The organism is Glutamicibacter sp. NPDC088483 (assembly GCF_044753145.1).
Lineage (GTDB): Bacteria > Actinomycetota > Actinomycetes > Actinomycetales > Micrococcaceae > Glutamicibacter.
On record NZ_JBIVMP010000006.1, the window covers coordinates 224,836 to 244,015 of the forward strand.

General features: G+C 61.1%; 9 protein-coding genes. 2 read left to right on the plus strand and 7 right to left on the minus strand.

Annotated features, from left to right (window positions below; translation table 11 throughout):
- Nucleotides 1-50: 50 nt before the first annotated feature.
- The 4 genes from hpaD to ACIP6G_RS14250 form a co-directional block, all read right to left on the minus strand.
- Entirely contained in the window at nucleotides 51-1,148 is a 1,098-nt protein-coding gene (hpaD, locus tag ACIP6G_RS14235) for a 3,4-dihydroxyphenylacetate 2,3-dioxygenase (protein WP_105661547.1), read from the minus strand.
- Between the two features lie 63 nt (nucleotides 1,149-1,211).
- A complete protein-coding gene (gene hpaE / locus ACIP6G_RS14240) occupies nucleotides 1,212-2,705 on the minus strand; it encodes a 5-carboxymethyl-2-hydroxymuconate semialdehyde dehydrogenase (RefSeq protein ID WP_105658032.1) in 1,494 nt (497 codons plus the stop codon).
- Between the two features lie 78 nt (nucleotides 2,706-2,783).
- On the minus strand, nucleotides 2,784-3,443 hold the full coding sequence (locus ACIP6G_RS14245; RefSeq protein WP_105658033.1) for a GntR family transcriptional regulator: 660 nt from the start codon (nucleotides 3,441-3,443) through the stop codon (nucleotides 2,784-2,786).
- Nucleotides 3,443-4,966, minus strand: coding sequence for a fumarylacetoacetate hydrolase family protein (locus tag ACIP6G_RS14250; protein ID WP_400290855.1), 1,524 nt, complete (start codon nucleotides 4,964-4,966; stop codon nucleotides 3,443-3,445). Before ACIP6G_RS14250 ends, ACIP6G_RS14245 begins: the two co-directional genes overlap by 1 nt.
- A gap of 487 nt (nucleotides 4,967-5,453) precedes the next feature.
- Between ACIP6G_RS14250 and ACIP6G_RS14255 the strand changes: the two genes are divergently transcribed.
- The gene (locus tag ACIP6G_RS14255; RefSeq protein ID WP_400290857.1) at nucleotides 5,454-7,082 is read left to right on the plus strand and encodes a hypothetical protein; all 1,629 of its coding nucleotides are present in this window, start codon (nucleotides 5,454-5,456) and stop codon (nucleotides 7,080-7,082) included.
- A gap of 189 nt (nucleotides 7,083-7,271) precedes the next feature.
- On the opposite strand, the gene ACIP6G_RS14260 is transcribed toward ACIP6G_RS14255, so the two are convergent.
- Genes ACIP6G_RS14260 through ACIP6G_RS14270 form a run of 3 tightly spaced genes read right to left on the minus strand, consistent with a single transcriptional unit; the run spans nucleotide 7,272 to nucleotide 10,280 of the window.
- Nucleotides 7,272-8,507 (minus strand): ABC transporter permease, encoded by a 1,236-nt coding sequence (locus tag ACIP6G_RS14260; protein ID WP_400290859.1) that lies wholly within the window; start codon nucleotides 8,505-8,507, stop codon nucleotides 7,272-7,274.
- A complete protein-coding gene (locus ACIP6G_RS14265) occupies nucleotides 8,504-9,211 on the minus strand; it encodes an ABC transporter ATP-binding protein (protein WP_400290862.1) in 708 nt (235 codons plus the stop codon). Before ACIP6G_RS14265 ends, ACIP6G_RS14260 begins: the two co-directional genes overlap by 4 nt.
- On the minus strand, nucleotides 9,201-10,280 hold the full coding sequence (locus ACIP6G_RS14270) for an efflux RND transporter periplasmic adaptor subunit (protein ID WP_400290864.1): 1,080 nt from the start codon (nucleotides 10,278-10,280) through the stop codon (nucleotides 9,201-9,203). The genes ACIP6G_RS14265 and ACIP6G_RS14270 overlap by 11 nt, the downstream gene beginning before the upstream one ends.
- 835 nt (nucleotides 10,281-11,115) lie before the next feature.
- Here ACIP6G_RS14270 and ACIP6G_RS14275 point away from each other — a divergent pair.
- A complete protein-coding gene (locus ACIP6G_RS14275) occupies nucleotides 11,116-19,020 on the plus strand; it encodes an LPXTG cell wall anchor domain-containing protein (RefSeq protein ID WP_400290866.1) in 7,905 nt (2,634 codons plus the stop codon).
- The last annotated feature ends 160 nt before the right edge of the window (nucleotides 19,021-19,180 follow it).

Genomic DNA, 19,180 nt, shown 5'->3' on the forward strand with positions numbered 1-19,180 from the left:
TGCAGCTCAGGGAAGCTGCCAAGCTCTGGGTCTAGAAGAGCTTGCCTGGCTTAGAGCTGGTTGCCCAGCTTGAAGCCCTTGGAAGCCTGGCCATGGTACGAGCCATCTTCGTCACCGGCACGGGTGAAGGAGAAGCCGTCGGCGCCAATGGTGACCTCCAGCTCGGAGTCATCGGTGCGCTCGATGACTTCCTGCACGTTGCCATCCAGGTCCAGGACCTTGGAAGCTTCGGTGTACCACGATGGAACAACCGGGTTGCCCCACCAGTCGCGGCGCTGGTTGTCGTGCACGTTCCAAGTGATGGTCGGATTGTCCGGATCGCCGGTGTAGTAATCCTGGGTGTAGATCTCGATGCGGTGGTCATCTGGATCCAGGATGTACAGGTAGAACGCGTTGGAGACACCGTGGCGGCCGGGGCCGCGCTCGATGCGGTCCGAGATGCGCAGTGCGCCCATCTTGTCGCAGATCTGGATGATGTTGTGCTTCTCGTGGGTGGAGAAGGCCACGTGGTGCAGGCGCGGGCCGTTGCCGCCGGTCAAAGCGGTGTCGTGCACGGTGCCCTTGCGGTGCATCCAGGCTGCGTAGGTGGTGCCTTCGTCGTCCTGGATGTCCTCGGTGACGCGGAAGCCCAGGTCCTCGAGATAGGCACGGCCGCGAGGCACGTCCGGGGTGACCTGGTTGAAGTGGTCCAGGCGGACCAGTTCGCCGGCCGAGTACAGGTCATAGCGCATGTGCAGGCGCTCAACGTGGGTGGTCTCGAAGAAGAACTCGTACGGGAAGCCCAGTGGATCCTCGACGCGCAGTGCATCGCCGATGCCCTTGACGAAGCCTTCCTTGCGGCGCTCGGTGCGGCAGCCCAGTTCCTTGTAGTAGGCCTCGGCCTTGTCGACCTCTTCGGCGCTGCGCACACGGAAAGCCATGGCCTTCAGTGCTGCCACCGGGCCCTTGGTCAGCACCAGGTTGTGGTGGATGAATTCCTCGAAGGAACGCAGGTAGATCTGGTTCTCGTCTTCGTAGGATACGTGCAGGCCCAGTACGTCCACGTAGAACTTGCGCGAGCGCTCCAGGTCGGTGACGACCAGTTCAGCGTAGGCGCAGCGCAGGATATCCGGTGCTGGAACCGAAGGGGTTGGGATCGGGTTTGCGATCTCTTTGCTCATGATTTGCTCCTTTGCAAGCAAGAAAAACTAGGGGCGGGAAGCGCGTGCTTCCTAGACGCCGAACTTAGGGGAGTGCGCTTCGTTCAGGGTGATCTGGATGGACTGCTGGGTGGTGTAGAAGTCCACCGAGCGGTAGCCGCCTTCGCGGCCCAGCCCCGAAGCCTTCACGCCGCCGAATGGGGTGCGCAGGTCGCGGACGTTGTTGGAGTTCAGCCACACCATGCCCGAATCGATCTGGTGCGCGAAGTTGTGCGCGCGCTTCAGGTTGGAAGTCCACACGTAGGCTGCCAGGCCGTACTTGGTGTTGTTGGCCAGTTCTAGTGCTTCCTCGTCGGTGTCGAACGGGGTGATGGCAACAACCGGGCCGAAGATCTCGTCCTGGAAGATCTGCGCATCCGGGGCAACATCGGCGAAGACGGTCGGAGCAACGTAGTTGCCCTCTTCGAAGCCTTCGGCGCGGCCGCCGCCGGCCAGCAAGCGGCCTTCGGTCTTGCCGATCTCGATGTAGCCCATGACCTTCTCGAAGTGGTTAGGGTGCACCAGTGCACCGACTTCGGTCTTCGGGTCGCTCGGCAGGCCAACGCGGATGTTCTTGGCGCGTTCTGCGAACTTGGCTACGAAATCATCGTAGATATCGCGCTGGACCAGCACGCGGGAACCGGCGGTGCAACGCTCGCCGTTCAGCGAGAACACGCCGAAGACGGTGGCGTCCAGGGCAGCTTCCAGATCAGCGTCGGCGAAGACCACTGCAGGGGACTTTCCGCCCAGCTCCAGGGACAGGCCTTTGAAGAATGGCGCGGCCGCGGTGGAGATGGTGGCGCCGGTGGAGGAGTCGCCGGTGAAGGACACCAGCGGCACATCCGGGTGCTTGACCAGGTAGTCGCCGGCCACGCCGCCGGAACCGAAGATCAGGTTGAAGACGCCCTCTGGCAGGCCGGCTTCGCGGAAGATTTCTGGCCACAGGCCAGCGGAGAGCGGGGTGTAGCTGGCAGGCTTGAGGACCACCGAGTTGCCGGTGGCGATGGCCGGAGCCAGCTTCCAGGATTCCTGCATGAACGGAACGTTCCACGGGGTGATCAGCGCGGCGACGCCAATGGGCTTGCGGTTCACGTAGTTCATCTGGCGTCCTGGGACGCGGAAGGAGTTATCCACCTGCGCGACGATCAGGTCGGCGAAGAAGCGGAAGTTCTCCGCGGCGCGGCGGGCCTGGCCCTTGGCCTGGGTGATCGGCAGGCCGGAGTCGTAGGACTCGAGCAGCGAGAGCTCTTCGTCGCGGGATTCGACGATGTCAGCGATCTTGTGCAGCACGCGGGAACGCTCGCGTGGCAGCATCTTGGCCCAAGGGCCTTCCTTGAAGGCCTTGTTGGCGGCGGCAACTGCCAGGTCCACGTCTTCGGGCTGTGCCGAAGCCACGGTGGCGTAGTTGGTGTTGCTTACCGGTTCCTGCACGTCGAAGGTTGCTCCGCCGATGGAGTCAACGAATTCGCCGTTGATGTAGTGCTGCAGGTGGGTCGGAAGGTTTTCCGGTACGAAGTGCTTGCTCATGGCAGTTCCTTTCGTGCTGTTCCGGTGTTTTCACCGGATGGGTTGTGGCAAATCTATGAAAGTTCTCGGTGCTGCTGGCTAGATGGCGCTAGGTGCCATGCCGGCCGCTTTCAAATAGGCGTTGAGCGTATTCGAGCGGTGGTCCCGGCAGGCGGCTTCGATCTGCGCCGGGGTGGCATGGTTGCCGATCAGATCCAGCAGCGCCTCATGCTCCTGAACCGAGGCGCGAGCCCGGTTGGGAATGTGGGTGAAGCTGCTGGCCCGCATGGCCGCCAGCCGGCGCCATCCGCGCTGGACCAGGTCCAGGATGTGCGGATTGGGGCACTGGCCGTAGAGCAGCTGGTGGAATTCGGTATTCATCCGGGTGAAGGCCACCGGATCGAAATCCTCCAGGCACTGGCGCATGTTCTCGTTCAGCGCCCGTGCCTTGGCAAGCCAGGCGGCATCCATGGCATCGGCAGCCAGCGCGGTAGCGGCCGGCTCGATGACCATCAGGGTCTGCATGGTGTGCAGGTACAGGGTGGAATCCACGTGGGCCACCGTCGCCCCGACGTTGCGGGTGAAGTGGACCAGGCCCTCGGCCTCCAGCCGGCGGATCGCCTCGCGCACCGGAACCACGGAGCAGCCCAGCTCATCGGCAATGGTGCCCAGCACCAGCCGGTAGCCGGGGGAGTATGCCCCGTTGACGATGCGCTCGGAAACCAGCTGGTAGGCGGCTTCGGACTTGGAGGCGGTCATTACAGCGACCATGAGTCCAGATCCGGGCTGCCTGCGTCCTTCCAGGCGTTGTACTTGCTCTTCCACGCATCATTCATCGGGAACAGGCCCTCGATGCCGTGGCCGCGCTGGACCATGGCGAAGATGAATTCGTCATTGGATTCGGTCACCGCGGCTTCAGCGGCCACCTCGGCCACCATTGCTGGCGGGATGACCACGATGCCATCGGAGTCGGCCACGATCACATCGCCTGGCTGCACCGATACGCCGCCGCAGGCCACGGTGATGTCCTTGTCCCAGGCCACGTGCTTGCGGCCGAGAACCGCTGGGTGGGCGCCGTTGTAGAAGACCGGGATCTGCAGGTTGGACACGGCGTCCAGGTCCCGTACGCCGCCATCGGAGATGATGCCGGCGGCGCCGAGCTGCTGGGAGCGCAGGGCCAGGATGTCGCCCAGGGTGGCCGAGCCGGTCTCGCCGCGGGCTTCCATGACCAGGATCTCGCCGTCATTGAGCGAGTCGATGGACTGCTTCTGCATGTTGTAGCCGCCGCCGTGGGCCTTGAACAGGTCCTCGCGGTTGGGGATGTAGCGCAGGGTGCGGGCGGTGCCGATCACGCGCTGCATGCCCTTGGTGGCACCGGGGACTTCGATGTTCACGTTGTTCAGGCCGCGCTTGCGCAAGGTGGCGGACAAGGTGGCGGTAGCCACCGAAGCCAGCTGCTCGCGGACCTTGTCGGTCAGCACGTCCTTGCCGGTGATGATCGGGGCCATGCCGGCGGTCTCGCGATCGCCGTAGGCATCTTCCTTGTCCTTGTCGGTGACCTTTGGCTGGTTGCCGAAAGCGGCGAAGGCCGCAGTGCCCTCGATGGCGGTGGTCTCCAGCTTGCCGGTCGTGGCGCCGGAGACCAGATCGGTGACCTCGACCTCGACAACGTCGCCGGGGAAGAAGACGGTGGAGCCGGCCGGGGTGCCGGTGAGGATCATGTCACCTGGCTGCAGGGTCATCTGCTGGGACAGGTCGGCGATGATGGTTGCGAAGGAGAAGAGCAGCTCGGAGGTGTCGGCGTCCTGGGCGAGCTTGCCGTTGACCCAGGTCTGCACGCGCAGCTTGGCAGGATCCAAGGTGGCAGCATCCAGGGCGTTGGGACCCACCGGGGTGTAGCCGTCGCCGGACTTGGAGCGGATGTTCGAGCCCTTGTCCGCGTACTTCATGTCGTGCACGCCGAGGTCGTTCGATGCGGTGACCTGCCCGACGTAGCCCCAGGCTTCGTCTACCGAGACGCGGCGAGCGGTCTTGCCGATGATCAGTGCGATCTCGCCCTCGAAGGCGAGCAGCTCGGTGCCAGCTGGGCGTTGCACGGTGGAACCGCTGGCGGCCAGCGAGCTGGTGGCCTTCATGAAGTAGCTGGGGAACTTCGGGGTGCGTCCGCGCTGCGCGGCACGCGAGGCGTAGCTAAGGTGTACGGCCAGGATCTTGCCTGCCTGCGCGAAGGTCTCTTCGGTTACTGGGACAATATTGCTCACCGTTGATCGGCCTGCTTTCATCGAACATCATCTCGTACATCAAATCGTATACGATCAGTGTGCGCCGAATCTCAAACGGTGTCAAGCGGGCTTTGGAAATCTTTGGAAATGATTACCGTGAAGGCCTGGGAATCCGCAAGATCACGCGGAATTCTCTGGGAGCGGGAATGTTTCGAAATGGGCAATTGCGGGGCGCCGGAGCGGATGTACTGCAGCACACAATCGATAGTTGGAATCCTGGCTAGCCAGTCGATCTGATGCCGGATTCCTTAAGTGGCTGTCAGGGGCAAGCTCGCTCGCGAACCGAAGCCGAGCTACGGCAGGCGCTCTTTTGCCGATCGTGGAAATAGGCCATTTCACTGAGGGTGAGGGCAAGTGGAGTCATGGATTGTTCATGAGAAATATTCCGTTGCTTCCTCCTTCGTGCTGACTAATTGTAGATAGCCTGTATTTATGGGGAGTGTATTTAATATCCAAAACTCGCTGAGATGAGAGCGCAAGGAAAAAGATGTCTTCAGGTCAAAACACAGGCGTGATTGATTCGACCCTGCCGTCGCACCCCACCGAGGTCCACGCAAATAGCTGGATGTGGGGATCCGTGGCGTTGGTCGCCAGAGTTCCGGCATCTTCGATCACGGAACCTGATGGAAACTTGTGGTGGGTCCCGTCGAATGCCGCGGATATCACGTGGAAGATGTTCTGCAAAGATCTGCAAAGCGAAACCTCTGAGTTTCTCCAAAACGACGCGGGAAATCTGCATAAAGCATCAAAAAGCTGGTTCGACAAGACTTCGGTCGGACCTCATTTCCTGGCCATGACTGCCGACGCGAAGCAAGCACTATCGGGTGCTCCAACGTTTGCTTTCGACAACCAGAAGGTAATCAGCAAGCTGACCGGCGTCGGTATCCGGATCGCTGGAATTTCACGTTCTCGTAGTGAGGCGGAAACAGGAGCCGGCAACGCTGAATACGTCGCCTTGCACCTGAAGCTTTCGAAAGAGGCATTGCAAACCCCCGGTTGGGTGACCTCTGCGCTGCACCGGCCGACTCGTGCTGGGCTACTGCCGGGCACGAACATCGATGGCAAGGACTTGCGAGCGGGTGTAAACAACGCCTTGCGTTCAGCAGGCTTGGCAGTAGAACTGAATAATGGCGGCGCTCTGCAATCAAAAGACAAACAGGATCCATGGGGGAACATCTATACGATCTCCACTTTTATTCCGCAAGACAAGATTCCTCAGTGCCAAAAACACTGGCACGGACCGAGCGCGATGGACAACCCTGCAGTGCGCTGGGCGCATGCACTGAGCATTGCTCAAACCGCCACGCCTAAGCCAACTTTGAGCGACTGGTCCGACCTCGGAGTTAGCAAAGCCCAAGTCTCCCTTGGCCCGTCAATTGGTTGGTGCAGTGATCGGGGGATGGGGATTATTGCCCAGTCCCGTCCGGATGGCGATCCTGAACACTGGATTGCAGAGACTGGGCATACGGTGGCCTTAGCGCATTCAGTCTTCGTCGATTTGGCGGTCTTGACGATGCAGCAAGATGAATTCTTGACCCAGCGCGCGGGACACCTGGCCAATCTAGCGGCAACCGGAAACCTTGAGGATTCCGCTGCTTCGCTTAAGCGATACAAGGACATTCAAAAAAGGTTTATCGAGTTCCATGGTAAGCGCTGGTTGCAGGAGATACCCGGACGTGAATCTGCAACCCGGGTGCTGCAAGCCATGCAGAACGTGCGCATGCTGGAAGAAAGAATCAAGCATTCACTGATCGAGCAGAAATCCATCATGGATTATCTGGAAGCCAACCAGCGCGCCGAAGAAGAGCAGGTGAATCGCGAACGGGCCGAACAACTGCGCGAAGAGGCGGATAAGCGTGAGAAGTTCAGTCACCGTGTGAATATTTTTGCGTTTATATTCCTGCCGGCCACACTGATTTTCACCGTTACCGGAGGTCTGGGGATCCAGTTATCCACACTTTGGGGAACTATTTGGATCGGCATCGCTGCTGTCACTACTTTCGGGCTGATTGCTTGGATGAAGACGGAAGATGGAAAGAGGAAGAAGGATAGAAAACGCGCGTCCGGAGGCGCATCGCGCAGCGACGAATCCCTCCCTGCCGTGAACAAGGGATAAACAGATCAGCTCAACACAGTTCGCGGCCACTGAGCTGGAGAAGAACCTCTTGGTTTGAGACCTCGGCGACGGAGGCTTTCTCAACGGTCCTCGGCTACCGCAGTTAATCAGCCGACTCACCAGGGGTACGCAGAAGGCGCTGGAACAGAAGTCAAGATTCCGTTCCAGCGCCTTGGCGGTATCTGCGTACTAGACGCGAATGGCGTCCACAATCTTGACTCGGGCTGCCACCAGCGCAGGAAGCACACCGGTCAGTGCGCCTACGGCGATGGAAACTCCCATGCCAAGCAGGGCGGCGTCGACAGGGAAAGCCGGCATCTGGTCCAGCTCGGTAGCCAGCACCATGCTCAGCAGATTCTCGTTGGAGACCAAGGCCACCGAGATCAGCACGCCCAATCCACCTGCTACCGCGGTAGCTACAACGCTCTCCATCATCACCGAGAAGAATACCCGGCCGGTGGTTGCTCCGAAGCTGCGGCGGATTCCCACTTCGCGGATGCGCTGCTTCATGGTCACCATGGCAACATTCAGCAGGCTCAGGGAACCGAGCAGCAGGATGATGATGGCAATGCCGGAAACCACCATGGCCAGCTGCTTCAGGCTTTCATCGGCACCCCACATCAGATAATCCTCGCGGTGCGACTCGACTGTGAAGCCCGGAAGCTCCGCCTGCAGCTGCTGGCCAAAGTGCATGGCCAGCTCCTCGGACCCCTCGATGGGCACCCACATCTTGTAGGAAACTTCATCCAGCGGGGTTTGGCCCGCGAACCAGTGCTCATAGGTGGCCGGCAGCATCCACAGCTGGCCGGACATGCCGAAGGACCGGGCGCTGGAGGTGCCGATGACCGTGACGGACACGGCGTTGCCGTTGCTCATCAAATCGACAGTGAGCGGCAGCTGCTGGCCTTCCAGCCCCAATTCCTTGATGACGTTCTGGTCCACCACCACTGCTGGTGAGAGATTCTGCGCGTCCTCGGCTTCCAGCCAACGGCCATCGGCCATGACTAGCCGGTGCATCGGTGCGTAGTCCGGTTCGACTACCAGGACCTCCGCATCAAGGGCCATGCCCTGCGATGCGATCCGTTGGCCATAATTCCGGCCGATCATGCTGGTGTAGTCGACCTTGAAGCGCTCGCTGGTCTTTTCGAAGGCCTGGGCGACTGGTCCGCCGCCCTGGGGACCGGCATCCGAGCGGGGATCATAAGCATAGGTGGTGATCATGGCCGGGCGGCCGTCGCGTTCGAGGCTTTCGGTCATCATCTGGCGTGCCATGCCCGCACCGGCCAGTGCGGTGGTTAATGAAGCCACGGCGATGGTGACGCCGATCAAGGAGAGCAGGACTCGCAATTTGTGGATGCGCAGTTCCTGCCAGGCCTCAAGCAACGCGGCCGCGAAGCCGGTGCCTAAGCGTGTGAGGGTATTCATGGGACCACGACTTCACTGAGCGGATGCAGTCGCCCGCCGTCCAGGCGGAACTGTTCACGTGCCAAGGCCGCAACATTGCTGTCGTGCGTGATGGTGATCAGGGCAGCGCCGGAATCAACCGTGGCGGAATCCAAGAGATCCATCACCGCACGTCCGGTAGTGACATCCAAGGCACCGGTGGGCTCATCGGCCAGTACGACTCGTGGCCGGCGGACCAGCGCGCGAGCGATGGCCACACGTTGCTGCTCACCACCGGAGAGGGTCTGGGGCATTGAATCCAAGCGTTTGCCCAGTCCCACGCGCTCCAAGGACTCGGTTGCTAGCTTGCGCCGATTCCAGAAGTCGCGTCCACCGGCGTACATCAGTGGAGCCATGACATTTTCCAGGGCAGTGCGTCCTGGCAGGAGGTTGAACTGCTGGAAAACGAAACCGAGGTCGCGCCCGCGTGCATGGGCCGCCTGTTTGGCGCTCAGCCGGGTCGCATCCTTGCCTCGCCACAGCAGGCTGCCGTTGGTGGGCCGATCAAGCAGGCCAAGGATATTCAGCAGCGTGGACTTGCCCGTACCCGAACGGCCGACAATGGCTATGTGATCGCCTTCGGACACCGTGAGATCAATCCCGTTGAGGATATGCAGCTCGCTGTCATCGGGCAGCAGGACGCTGCGCGTGACATTCTCGAGCTTCAGCAATGGCTCACCACTCATCTGAGTAGGACTCCATATCCATCATTTCTTCAGGTGCCGGGGTGGATCCTGGGACGAAGCGGAGAATTTCCGTCTCATCCTTCAGTCCTGAAATCACCTCGATGATCTTTCCGTCGGTCACGCCAAGCTCTACCTCGGTGCGGATTTCCTTGCCGTTTTCATCCAGCCGCCACACCGCACCCTGGCCAACCAGGCCGCGAACAGCCGATACCGGTACGGTCAATACGTCCTCGGCGGTGCCTGCATCAATTTCCATGTTCATGCTCAGGCCGTCGAAAACCACGATGTCTGCAGGTACGGCACAAGAAATCTCGCTGCCCGAAGAGCTCTCCGTGGATTCTCCGGATGCCATTGGATCCATCTGCGATTCCATGTCCTGGTCTGCGGAGCCGGCGCTGGTTTTCTTCGAAGCACTGTCACCGACAGACAGGTCCTTGCAGGTGAATGGCTCCGGTCCGCCGTCAATGGTGATCGTTGCTTCGAGGCTTTCATCGAGCAACCGGTAGCGGTCCAGCGGATCGATCGAACCGGCGGCCAAGAATTCCTGTGGCTGAATCGCGCCGAGTCCCGTGCCCTTGCTGACGTCATCGCCAACCTCGATCTGGAAAGCGCCGACCTTGCCCGTTGCCGTTGCATAGACGTCGTGGTACTTCACCACTGGCGCAGCTTCCTGCGGTTGCTCCTCGTCTTGTGAACCTTCACTATCCGAGTCGGTGGTCTCAACGCTCTCTGGCTGGGATTCGGCGCGGACCTGGAAGATTCGATCGCCGAGGGCGACATTGTCGCCTGGCTTGACGAAAGCCCAATTGACAACGCCGTCCACGGGCGCATTCAGCTCTTTCGATTCGGTGAGCTTAATGGTTCCGGGGATGGACAGCTTGTTCTCCACCGTGGCTTTCTCGGCAAAGATGGTCTCTGCCGGGATCTCTCCGGTGGGGAACAGGTCATCGTCGGCGCTGGCCGTGCCGCCGGCAAACGCGAGTTTCACGAGGCTGACGGCGATCAAGGCGCCGATAACTAGCCATGCAGCGGGAAGGAATATGCGACGGAACGCGCGTCGTTGGCTCATGGGGTTGCTCTTTTCACCATTCAATGATTACCAAAGTGTTCAGCAACTACCAAGCTCAAACGGAGAAAACACGCAACCTTTATCAGATTGAGATTTATTTTTACTTTGCAGGTCAGACCGGGTACTCAAATTAGTAGTTGAAGGTCGTAGTGAATCTTCTCGACGTCCCGGGGTGAAGCGGGGCAGTCTCCGGGGCTCGATGCCGCGGAGCTCTTCGGTGGATGTGGAGCTCCCGAGGCGTAGTGCCATTGCTTCTGCTCTGGCCCCGGGGTCGGCAGGATTGCGCCAGGCCGGTTTCTGCCAAGCCTCTCGTGTGCCGCGGGCGAGCGGGGGTGCCAAAGTCGCTGTCGCAGAGCATCGACCTTCATTGCTGTCCGCTAGGGCCTGAATCGTGAATTTGGCAGGTGACAAGCACGTTTAATCCATGGGCAAAGAAGTGCACCGATTGCTTCATTTTCAGCCAAATTTATTTCCTTCTATTTGCTGGCACAAAGCCGAATGCCGGCGTAGGATGTCGGCATATCGTTGTCTTGAATTGGGGGATTTAAAGACGAATTGAAACACTCGCATTCATTTCGCATCTTTAGATGCATTGGGGAACTTATCCTGAGCAGTTGAGCCACATGGGGTGGCTGAATCATGGGCCAGGCTTTCATTATCTGAGGTCAAAGCCTTACTATAGCTCGCTCTTTTTCGGGTGGATCGCTCCTGCACGCCGCGCGATCCACTCAGGACATTCTTGTATGGGGGAGAAATGTCTAGGCATCAAAGGCGTGGCACTTTTGTGCCAAATTTGCGCCGTAAAACAGCTTTAAACAGATTATTAAAAGGATGCTTGGCGATAATTTCGTCGATTTCCTTGTGCTTTGCCATGACCATTCCGGGCATGGCAGTTGCTGCCGAAACTTCTGTTGGGGAAGAAGTCGAGGCCAAACAGCAGGGGACTGAACCGGAGAACTCTGAATCGGTCCTGGCCACCGGCTCGGCCGAGGAAACCAAGGCCGAAGCCGACGAATCGTCCACGGCTGACACGGGGGAAGAACAGCCAGCTGCTGAAGCAGTAGACAGCGCCAAGACCTCGGCGCCAGAGGAAGAAGCAGCGGCCGAACCCGAGTCCGCCCCTGCACCGGCACCGGCAACTCAGAAGCCAGAAAAGCCAAAAGCTGTGGAAACCACGCAGCCGGCACCCGAAGCGCAACCTGTGGAATCAGCTGCGCCCAAGACAGAGAAGAAGCCAGTGGACAAGGCTTCACCGGAACTTGCGCAGCCGAAGGCCGAAGTTTCGGAATCGGAAGATTCTATCGCGCCCTCGACAGCGGCCCGCGAGCCGATCACGGCCGCTGCCCTTGAGTCAGGTGCTCCGCGGATTTGCGAGTACAACGAAGGAGACGGCTCGGTCGACACCTTCATGCAGAAGTCCGATGAGATGCCCGCCTTCGCCAACGGCAATGTCCACGACGGGCTCTATGAGGGCGGTGTGGTCCACCAGCGCTTGGAAATGACATTGCCCGCAGGCGAAAACGAGCTGGTCATCAATTACCAGGTCAAGCAGGCCGGCAAATGGGCCTATGACTATTTGCTCAACGAGACAGTGGACGGCGCGAACATCACCGGCTGGACTGTTGATGAAGGCGCCGGGAACGACCGCGTCGACACCGTCTTCATCACATTGATGGTCGACGGAGAAGAAGGCGACGAGTCAAGCGTCACCCTCTACTTCGATGCGCATATCGCCTCGGAGCTGGATCACGGCCCGGGCACCGGTGCTTCCTCAATCAACGGTTCGCCGTACCACGTCCTGATCTCGTCGTTGAACTGCAAGTCCATTGGACAACGCGACAACCAGATCCAGGCCGGTGCGGTCCAAGCCGGTTCCGTAACCGTCATCAAGGACGCGGTTCCTGCCGACGGCACGGATTTCGACTTCACCCTCGCCGAGGACCGCTTCGGCGACTCGACATCATTCAACCTCGATGACAGTGCCGATTCCGATACCGGCGCGAGCTTGCCGCAGAGCGTCACCTACACCGTGGCGCCAGCTACGATCACCGTCACCGAAGAGGACTTGCCAGCTGGCTGGAATCTTTCCTCGATCGCCTGCACCGGCGCCTCCGCTATCCGCAGCGGTTCGGCCATCACTTTCAACCTGGGCGACAACGATGAAGTCACCTGTACCTTCACCAACACGAAGACCACCTACGACGAGCTCACGGTCCACAAGGATGTGCAGGCATCCTATGACCGCGACTACGACTGGGATCTGGACAAGTCGCTGGCCGAGGGCCAGCAAGCCACAGTGAAGGCCACGGCCACCGGAGTGGACGTCGACTACAACGTGGTCGCCACCGCCAGCGAAGCCCAGGACAGCAACTTCCAGCTCTCCGGCACCATTACCGTGATGAACCCGAATGACACGGAGATGTCCGGGATCACGCTGGCCGACCAGCTTGATGGAGCCAATTGCGTCATCTCCGCTGGCGGATCGCCGATCGCCAATCCGGTGACCATCCAGCCCGGCGAGAATTCCTTCACCTATGAATGCGACCTGCCCGAGGGAACCAGTGCCGCCAGCGCCGGCACCAACACGGTCAGTGCATCCTGGGACCCGGAGGCCTACTATGGCACCGATGGCCAAGCCAGCGCCTCGGCCGACTACGATTTCGCGTCCGTCTCGCCAACGGTGACCGACGATGAAGTCACCGTCACCGATAGCGAAATCGACCTTTCGGGCATCGCCGGCGGTAACACCGTTACAGCGGGGGAAAGCCCGAAGACCTTCGCGTACACCATCGAGTGGGACGGCGTGCTCGGAGAATGCACCGACTACCAGAACATCGCCAGCCTCGCCGCAGACGACGGTGAAACGCTGACCGACAATGCCACCGTGGAAGTTTGCATCGGCCAGGACCTGGCTATCGAGAAGCTGGTCGTGTCCAGTTTCAACCGCAGCTACGACTGGAGCATCGCCAAGGACGCAATAGGCGAGCAGCCATTCACCGCGGATCCGGAAACCGGCGAATTCACCGCGCAATACTCCGTCACTGTCACTCCCGAAAGCTATTCGGACAGCGACTGGGCCATGAGCGGAACCATCACGGTATCCAACCCCAATGACTGGCAAGCCATTGACGTGACCGTCACCGACCAGGTCGATGTGGGCGGGGACGCAACCTGCCAGGTGGTCGGCATTGCCGGCGAACCGGACACGCTGGACGCCGATCCGGTGGCACCGGGCTTCCATGCAACACTGGATGCCTCCCAAACACTGACCTTCAGCTACAGCTGCACCTTCGGATCGCAGCCGAATTACGAGGGCAGCAACACCGCCGAAGTGACGTGGTCCTCCAGCGAGGCCTCCACCGCTTCGGGCAGCGCCACCGAAGTTGTACCGGTGGATGCAGGCGACTGGACGCAGACACCGCTGAACCAGACGGTGACCGTGACCGACCCGCTGCATGAGTTCGATCCGGCCTGGACCATCAATTACTCCGATGGCCCGCAGAGTCGGACCTATGAATACACCTGGACGGTGGAGGAGGCCGGCAAGTGCCAGAGCTTCATGAACACCGCCACGATCACCGGAAGCAACCAGCTGGTCAAGAGCGATGACGCCCAAGTCGAAGCGTGCCGCCAGGCAGGGCTGACCGTCACCAAGGACGTGACGGCCTCCTACGACCGCACCTACTTGTGGAGCATCGACAAGCAGCTGGCCGAGGGCCAATCGCCAGATGCCGTGGTCGAGGAAGACGGAACCGCTACCGTTCACTACACGGTGCTGGTGGACAACACCGGCTACGAGGATTCCGGGCAGCAGCTTTCCGGGTCCATTACCGTGGCCAATCCCAACGAATTCGAAGACCTCGAAGTGACGATCAGCGACGAGAATACCCTTTCGGCCGCCTGCACCATCGTGGCCGAGGACTCGAATCCGGGGATGGAAGGCATGCAGCAGGTGGTGCCGCGCATCGGCTCGATCACCGTGGACTACAACTGCGATGCATCGGCCGTGGCGGAAGCCGATTACACCGGCCACACCAACACGGCGGTGGTCACCTGGGGTGATGGGCTGCAGGCTGAGAGCCAGCCGGTACCCATCGACTTCACCCTGGATGAGAGCACCGATGAATCCGTTGGCGTCTGGGATGACCAGGCTGATCCTTCCGGGGACCAGGTACTGCTGGGCACGGTCCACTACGCCGACGCCCCGCGGAGCTTCAGCTACGAGATCACCTACGAAGTGCCGCGCGATGAATGCCTGGTCTTCACGAATACCGCGTGGGTGGATCTGGCCGGCCAGGACATCGAGGACTCGCAGGACGTGGGCATCTGCGACCAGAAGAATCTGGTTATCACCAAGGACGTGGACGCCAGCTACGCACGCGACTACGACTGGTCGCTTCACAAGCAGGTGGACCACAGCGAAATCACGGTCGCCGGCAACGGCACGGTCACCGCGCACTACACGGTAGTGGCCACCGCCGGTGAAGCGCAGGACAGCGCGAAGCAGGTGTCCGGAAGCATCACCATCAGCAACCCGAACACGCAAGTCGGGGACCTGGCGGCCACGGTCACCGATGTGCTCTCCATCCCGTCGGCCAGCTGCACCATCGATGGCACCGATGCGGATGAAAGCGCCGGCGGTTTCCAGCTCGTGCTCGGTGACGGGGAAAGCACCACCCTGGGCTACAACTGCCAGGTCCCGGCGGACACCGACATCACCGCCCAGTACACGAACACCGCAACCGTGGCCTGGGGCCAGGAGCGCCAGGCTGAAACGGACGTCGATTTCGGGTTCGAGCAGGCCCTGCTGACCGACGGCAAAGTCGCCATCACCGATGACCAAACCGTTGAAGGCCAGGAAGTGGTGCTGGGCACCGCGATGGCCGGGGAATCGCCGAAGGCCTTCGAATACGACCTGGAACTGCAGGGCGTGGCCGGAACCTGCACCGAGTACACCAACACCGCGGTGCTCGATGAGGCCACCGGCGAGGGCGAGGAGAACACAGCTTCGGCCAGTACCACGGTGTGCGCCGGAGCAGATCTGGATATCGCCAAGAACGTCGTGACCTCCTTCGACCGCTCCTACCTGTGGTCGCTGGACAAGGAGCTGCTCTCCGGGCAACCGCTGGCAGCCAACCCGAGTACCGGCGAGGCCACGGCGAACTACCGGATCACCGTGACCCCCGAAGGCCACGAGGACGGCAATTGGGCAATGAGCGGAGAAATCACGCTGGCCAACCCGAACGACTGGCAGGACGCGCCGGTCACGGTGCAGGACTTCGCCGATGTCGGCGGAGACGCGGCCTGCACGATCACCGGGGTGCAGGGCGAAGCGGTGGCGGACATGTCCGCCGAGCAAGCCGGCTTCCAGACGGTGATCCCCGCAGGGGCCCAATGGGTGATGGCCTACTCGTGCACCTTCGCATCCCAGCCGGACTACGAAGGCAGCAACACCGCCACCGTGGACTGGGACGCCCAGGCGCTGAGCACGGCCAATAGCCAGGACTCGGACACCGTGGGGATCTCGGAACAGGACTGGAACCAGACGCCGCTGAACGACACGGTCACCATCACGGACAGCGCCCACGAGTTCGATCCGGCGTGGACAGTGGATGTGGCCGATGGGCCGCAAAGCCGGGACTACTCGGTGACGTGGACCGTGGAGGAGGCAGGCACCTGCCAGGTCTTCGAGAACGTCGCCACGCTCACCGGCGATGACGGATTCACCGCGACGGACAATGCGCTCGCCGAAGCCTGCCGCGAGGCGGCCTTGGAGATCAGCAAGACCGTCGAAGCCGAGTACGACCGCACCTACCAATGGCAGATCGACAAGTCCTTGGCCGAAGGCCAGGACCAGCAGATCACCACCAACGGGGCGGCCAGCGAACCGGTGGACTACGTGATCAAGGTGGAGAACACCGGGTACGAGGATTCGGGATGGGTGCTGGAAGGCCAGATCACCATCACCAACCCGAACCAGTACACGGGCATTGACGCCACGATCCAGGACGTTGTCGATCTGGACGCGGTCACCTGCACCACCTCTGAATCGCTGGTGGGCATCCCGGCCAACGGGACGATCACCGTCGGCTACAGCTGCGATGTCTCCGCGGGAGTCGATCTCGGCTCCTACAGCGGCGGCACCAACACCGCCACGGTCAGCTGGGGCGATGACCGGGCATCGAGCACGCAGGTGCCCATCGAATTCGCCATTGATTCCCGCATCGATCGGCAGGTCGAGATCTGGGATGACCAGTCGAATCCCCAGGAGCCGGTGCTGCTGCGCACCGTGGACATCGATGATTCGCCGGTGCTCATCGAGTACCAGCTGGAGCATGATGCTCCGGCCGGTGAATGCATGAGCTACACGAACACCGCCTGGGTCGATATCCAGGCAGGGGAGGATCCGAGGGATGAGGCGACCGTGCAGCTATGCGGCTTGCTCGATCTGATGATTGCCAAAGATGCCGAAGCCAGCTTCGATCGGACCTACCTGTGGGACCTGGAGAAGAAGGTTGACCGCACCGAAACCATCGTTGCCGAGGACGGCACCGCCGACTTCTCCTACACCGTGTCGGCCATCCCGGACGGAGCGGAGGATTCCGGCCATGAAGTGCACGGCATGATCGTGCTGGTGAATCCGAACCGCTTCGCATCGGCCTCGACGGTAGCCACCATCACCGATGAGATCAGCATCGAAGGGGTCACGTGCACCATCGACGCCGAGGACGCCGATCCGCAAACCGGGGGCCTGCAAGTCGCGGTCCCGGTGGGCAGCGACGGAACCGGAGCCACAGTGCAGCTGCCTTACAGCTGCTCGGGTACCCCCGGCCAGCTGCACGGCAGCAACACGGTTACCGCAACCTGGGGCGAGGGTTCGGTGGCCACGTCAACCGCACCGGTGGACTACCTGCTGGATGCTGAAACCGATCAGCAGGTCACCGTCATCGATGACAAGACCAACCCCGAGTCGCCGGTAGTGCTGGACGAAGCGATCTGGAATGCCGAAGGCACCCCGGTCGACTTCGACTACACCCTGCGCCACCAAGCCCAGGCCGGCGCCTGCACCGAGTTCACCAACACCGCGGTGATCCAGCAGACCGGGGCCGAGGATTCGACCACCGTCAACCTCTGCGGACAGAAGGCCTTGGGCCTTCAGAAGACCGCGCAGGGGCTGGTGGACTTGGATTACGAATGGGAGGTAGAGAAGCGGATCGACCAGAGCAAGCTCACCGCGAACGAGGATGGAACCTTCACCGCGCACTACTGGGTTCAGGCACGCAACACCGCAGCCGTTGAGCTGAACTTGCGGCTGGCCGGTGAAGTGATGGTGCAGAACCCGAATGATTTCGGTTCCATCACCGCCACCTTGGAAGACCGGATCGATACCGCTGGCACCAGCTGCCGGATCGATGCCCAGGATGCCGATGAAGCGGCCGCTGGATTGCAGGTCGTGCTCGATGCCGGGGAGAACTTGGGGGCCCGGTATGAATGCGACCTCGCTAGCTGGCTCACCACCGATGCCTTCGAAGTAGCAGTCAATACGGTGATTGCCACCTTCGATGACCGCGAAGTGCGTGCCGAGGCACCGATCGGCTTCACGATCGACGCAGTCACGGACGAATCGGTGAGAGTCACCGACGACATGATGGATCCTGGCGCCGAACCGAAGGTGCTCGGAGAAGTCCACGTCCCGCAAGCTCCCATGCAGTTCGAATACGAACAGGTGCTGGAACCCGAAGCGGGAACCTGCACGGTATACACCAATACCGCGGCAGTGCATGAGAGTACCGACGGCAACGGCAAGGACGAATCCTCGGTGGACCTGCAACTGTGCATTGAGCAGGGCCTGATGATCGCCAAGAGCGCCGACGCCCAGTACGTCAGGGACTACGACTGGTCGGCCCGCAAGGACGCGAAGGAAACGAAGTTCGAGGTTGATCCGGACGGGCAAGCCACGGCCAAGTACACGGTCCAGGCGATGCTGGAGGGTTACGAAGACCAGGACTTCACCGTCACCGGTGAGATCACCGTGGCCAATCCGAATGACTTCAAGGACACGCAAGTGCTCCTGGAAGACAAGCTATCCATCTACGGGGCCACCTGCTCCATCGAAGGATTGGCGGAGGGGAAGCTGGAGCTTGCGGCCGGGGAAACCCGCACCGTGAAGTACAGCTGCACCTTCGAAACACCTGTTGCCGAGGCCGACTACACCGGCCACGAGAACACGGTGAACGCCAGCTGGACCGACGTGGAAGGGACAACCCGCACGGTCAGTGCCAAGGCTCCGCTGGAATTCGAGGCGGCTTCGGCCACCGATGAATTGGTGACGGTCTTCGATGACTACACCAATCCCGGCCAGCCGCGGGAACTGGGCACGGTCAAGGCCGAAGAGCAGAGCAAGAAGTTCACGTACGAACTGGTCTTGGACGGCGTAGCCGGCAAGTGCCAGACGATGACGAATACGGCCTCGATACCGGAGAAGTCCGGCGAGGATGGGAACAATTCGGATTCGGCGGACGTGGAAGTTTGCTCCGAGGCTCCGCAGGCAGCGCCACCGGCACCACCGGTTCCTCCGGCTCCGCCAGCGCCGGCAGCGCCGGCAGCACCACCTGCCCCGCCAGCACCGCTTGCGGCAACCGGCCTTGACCAGGGCTCGTTGTGGCTGGCAGGGGCTGCAGGGATGGTGATTATCGCCGGAGCATTGATCCTGCTTCGGTACCGTCGCCGGAACCCATAGTCCGCGCGCCAGTTGGATGCCGGCCTTGCCTCTCGCGGCAGGGCCGGCATTCGGCGTGCGGGGGAACAATCCCTGCTGCTTCAGGGCTAGTGCCTTGGAAGCAGAACAGGCCCGGTCCGCTTATTCGCATAAGTGGTCCGGGCCTGTTGCCGTGGTCAAG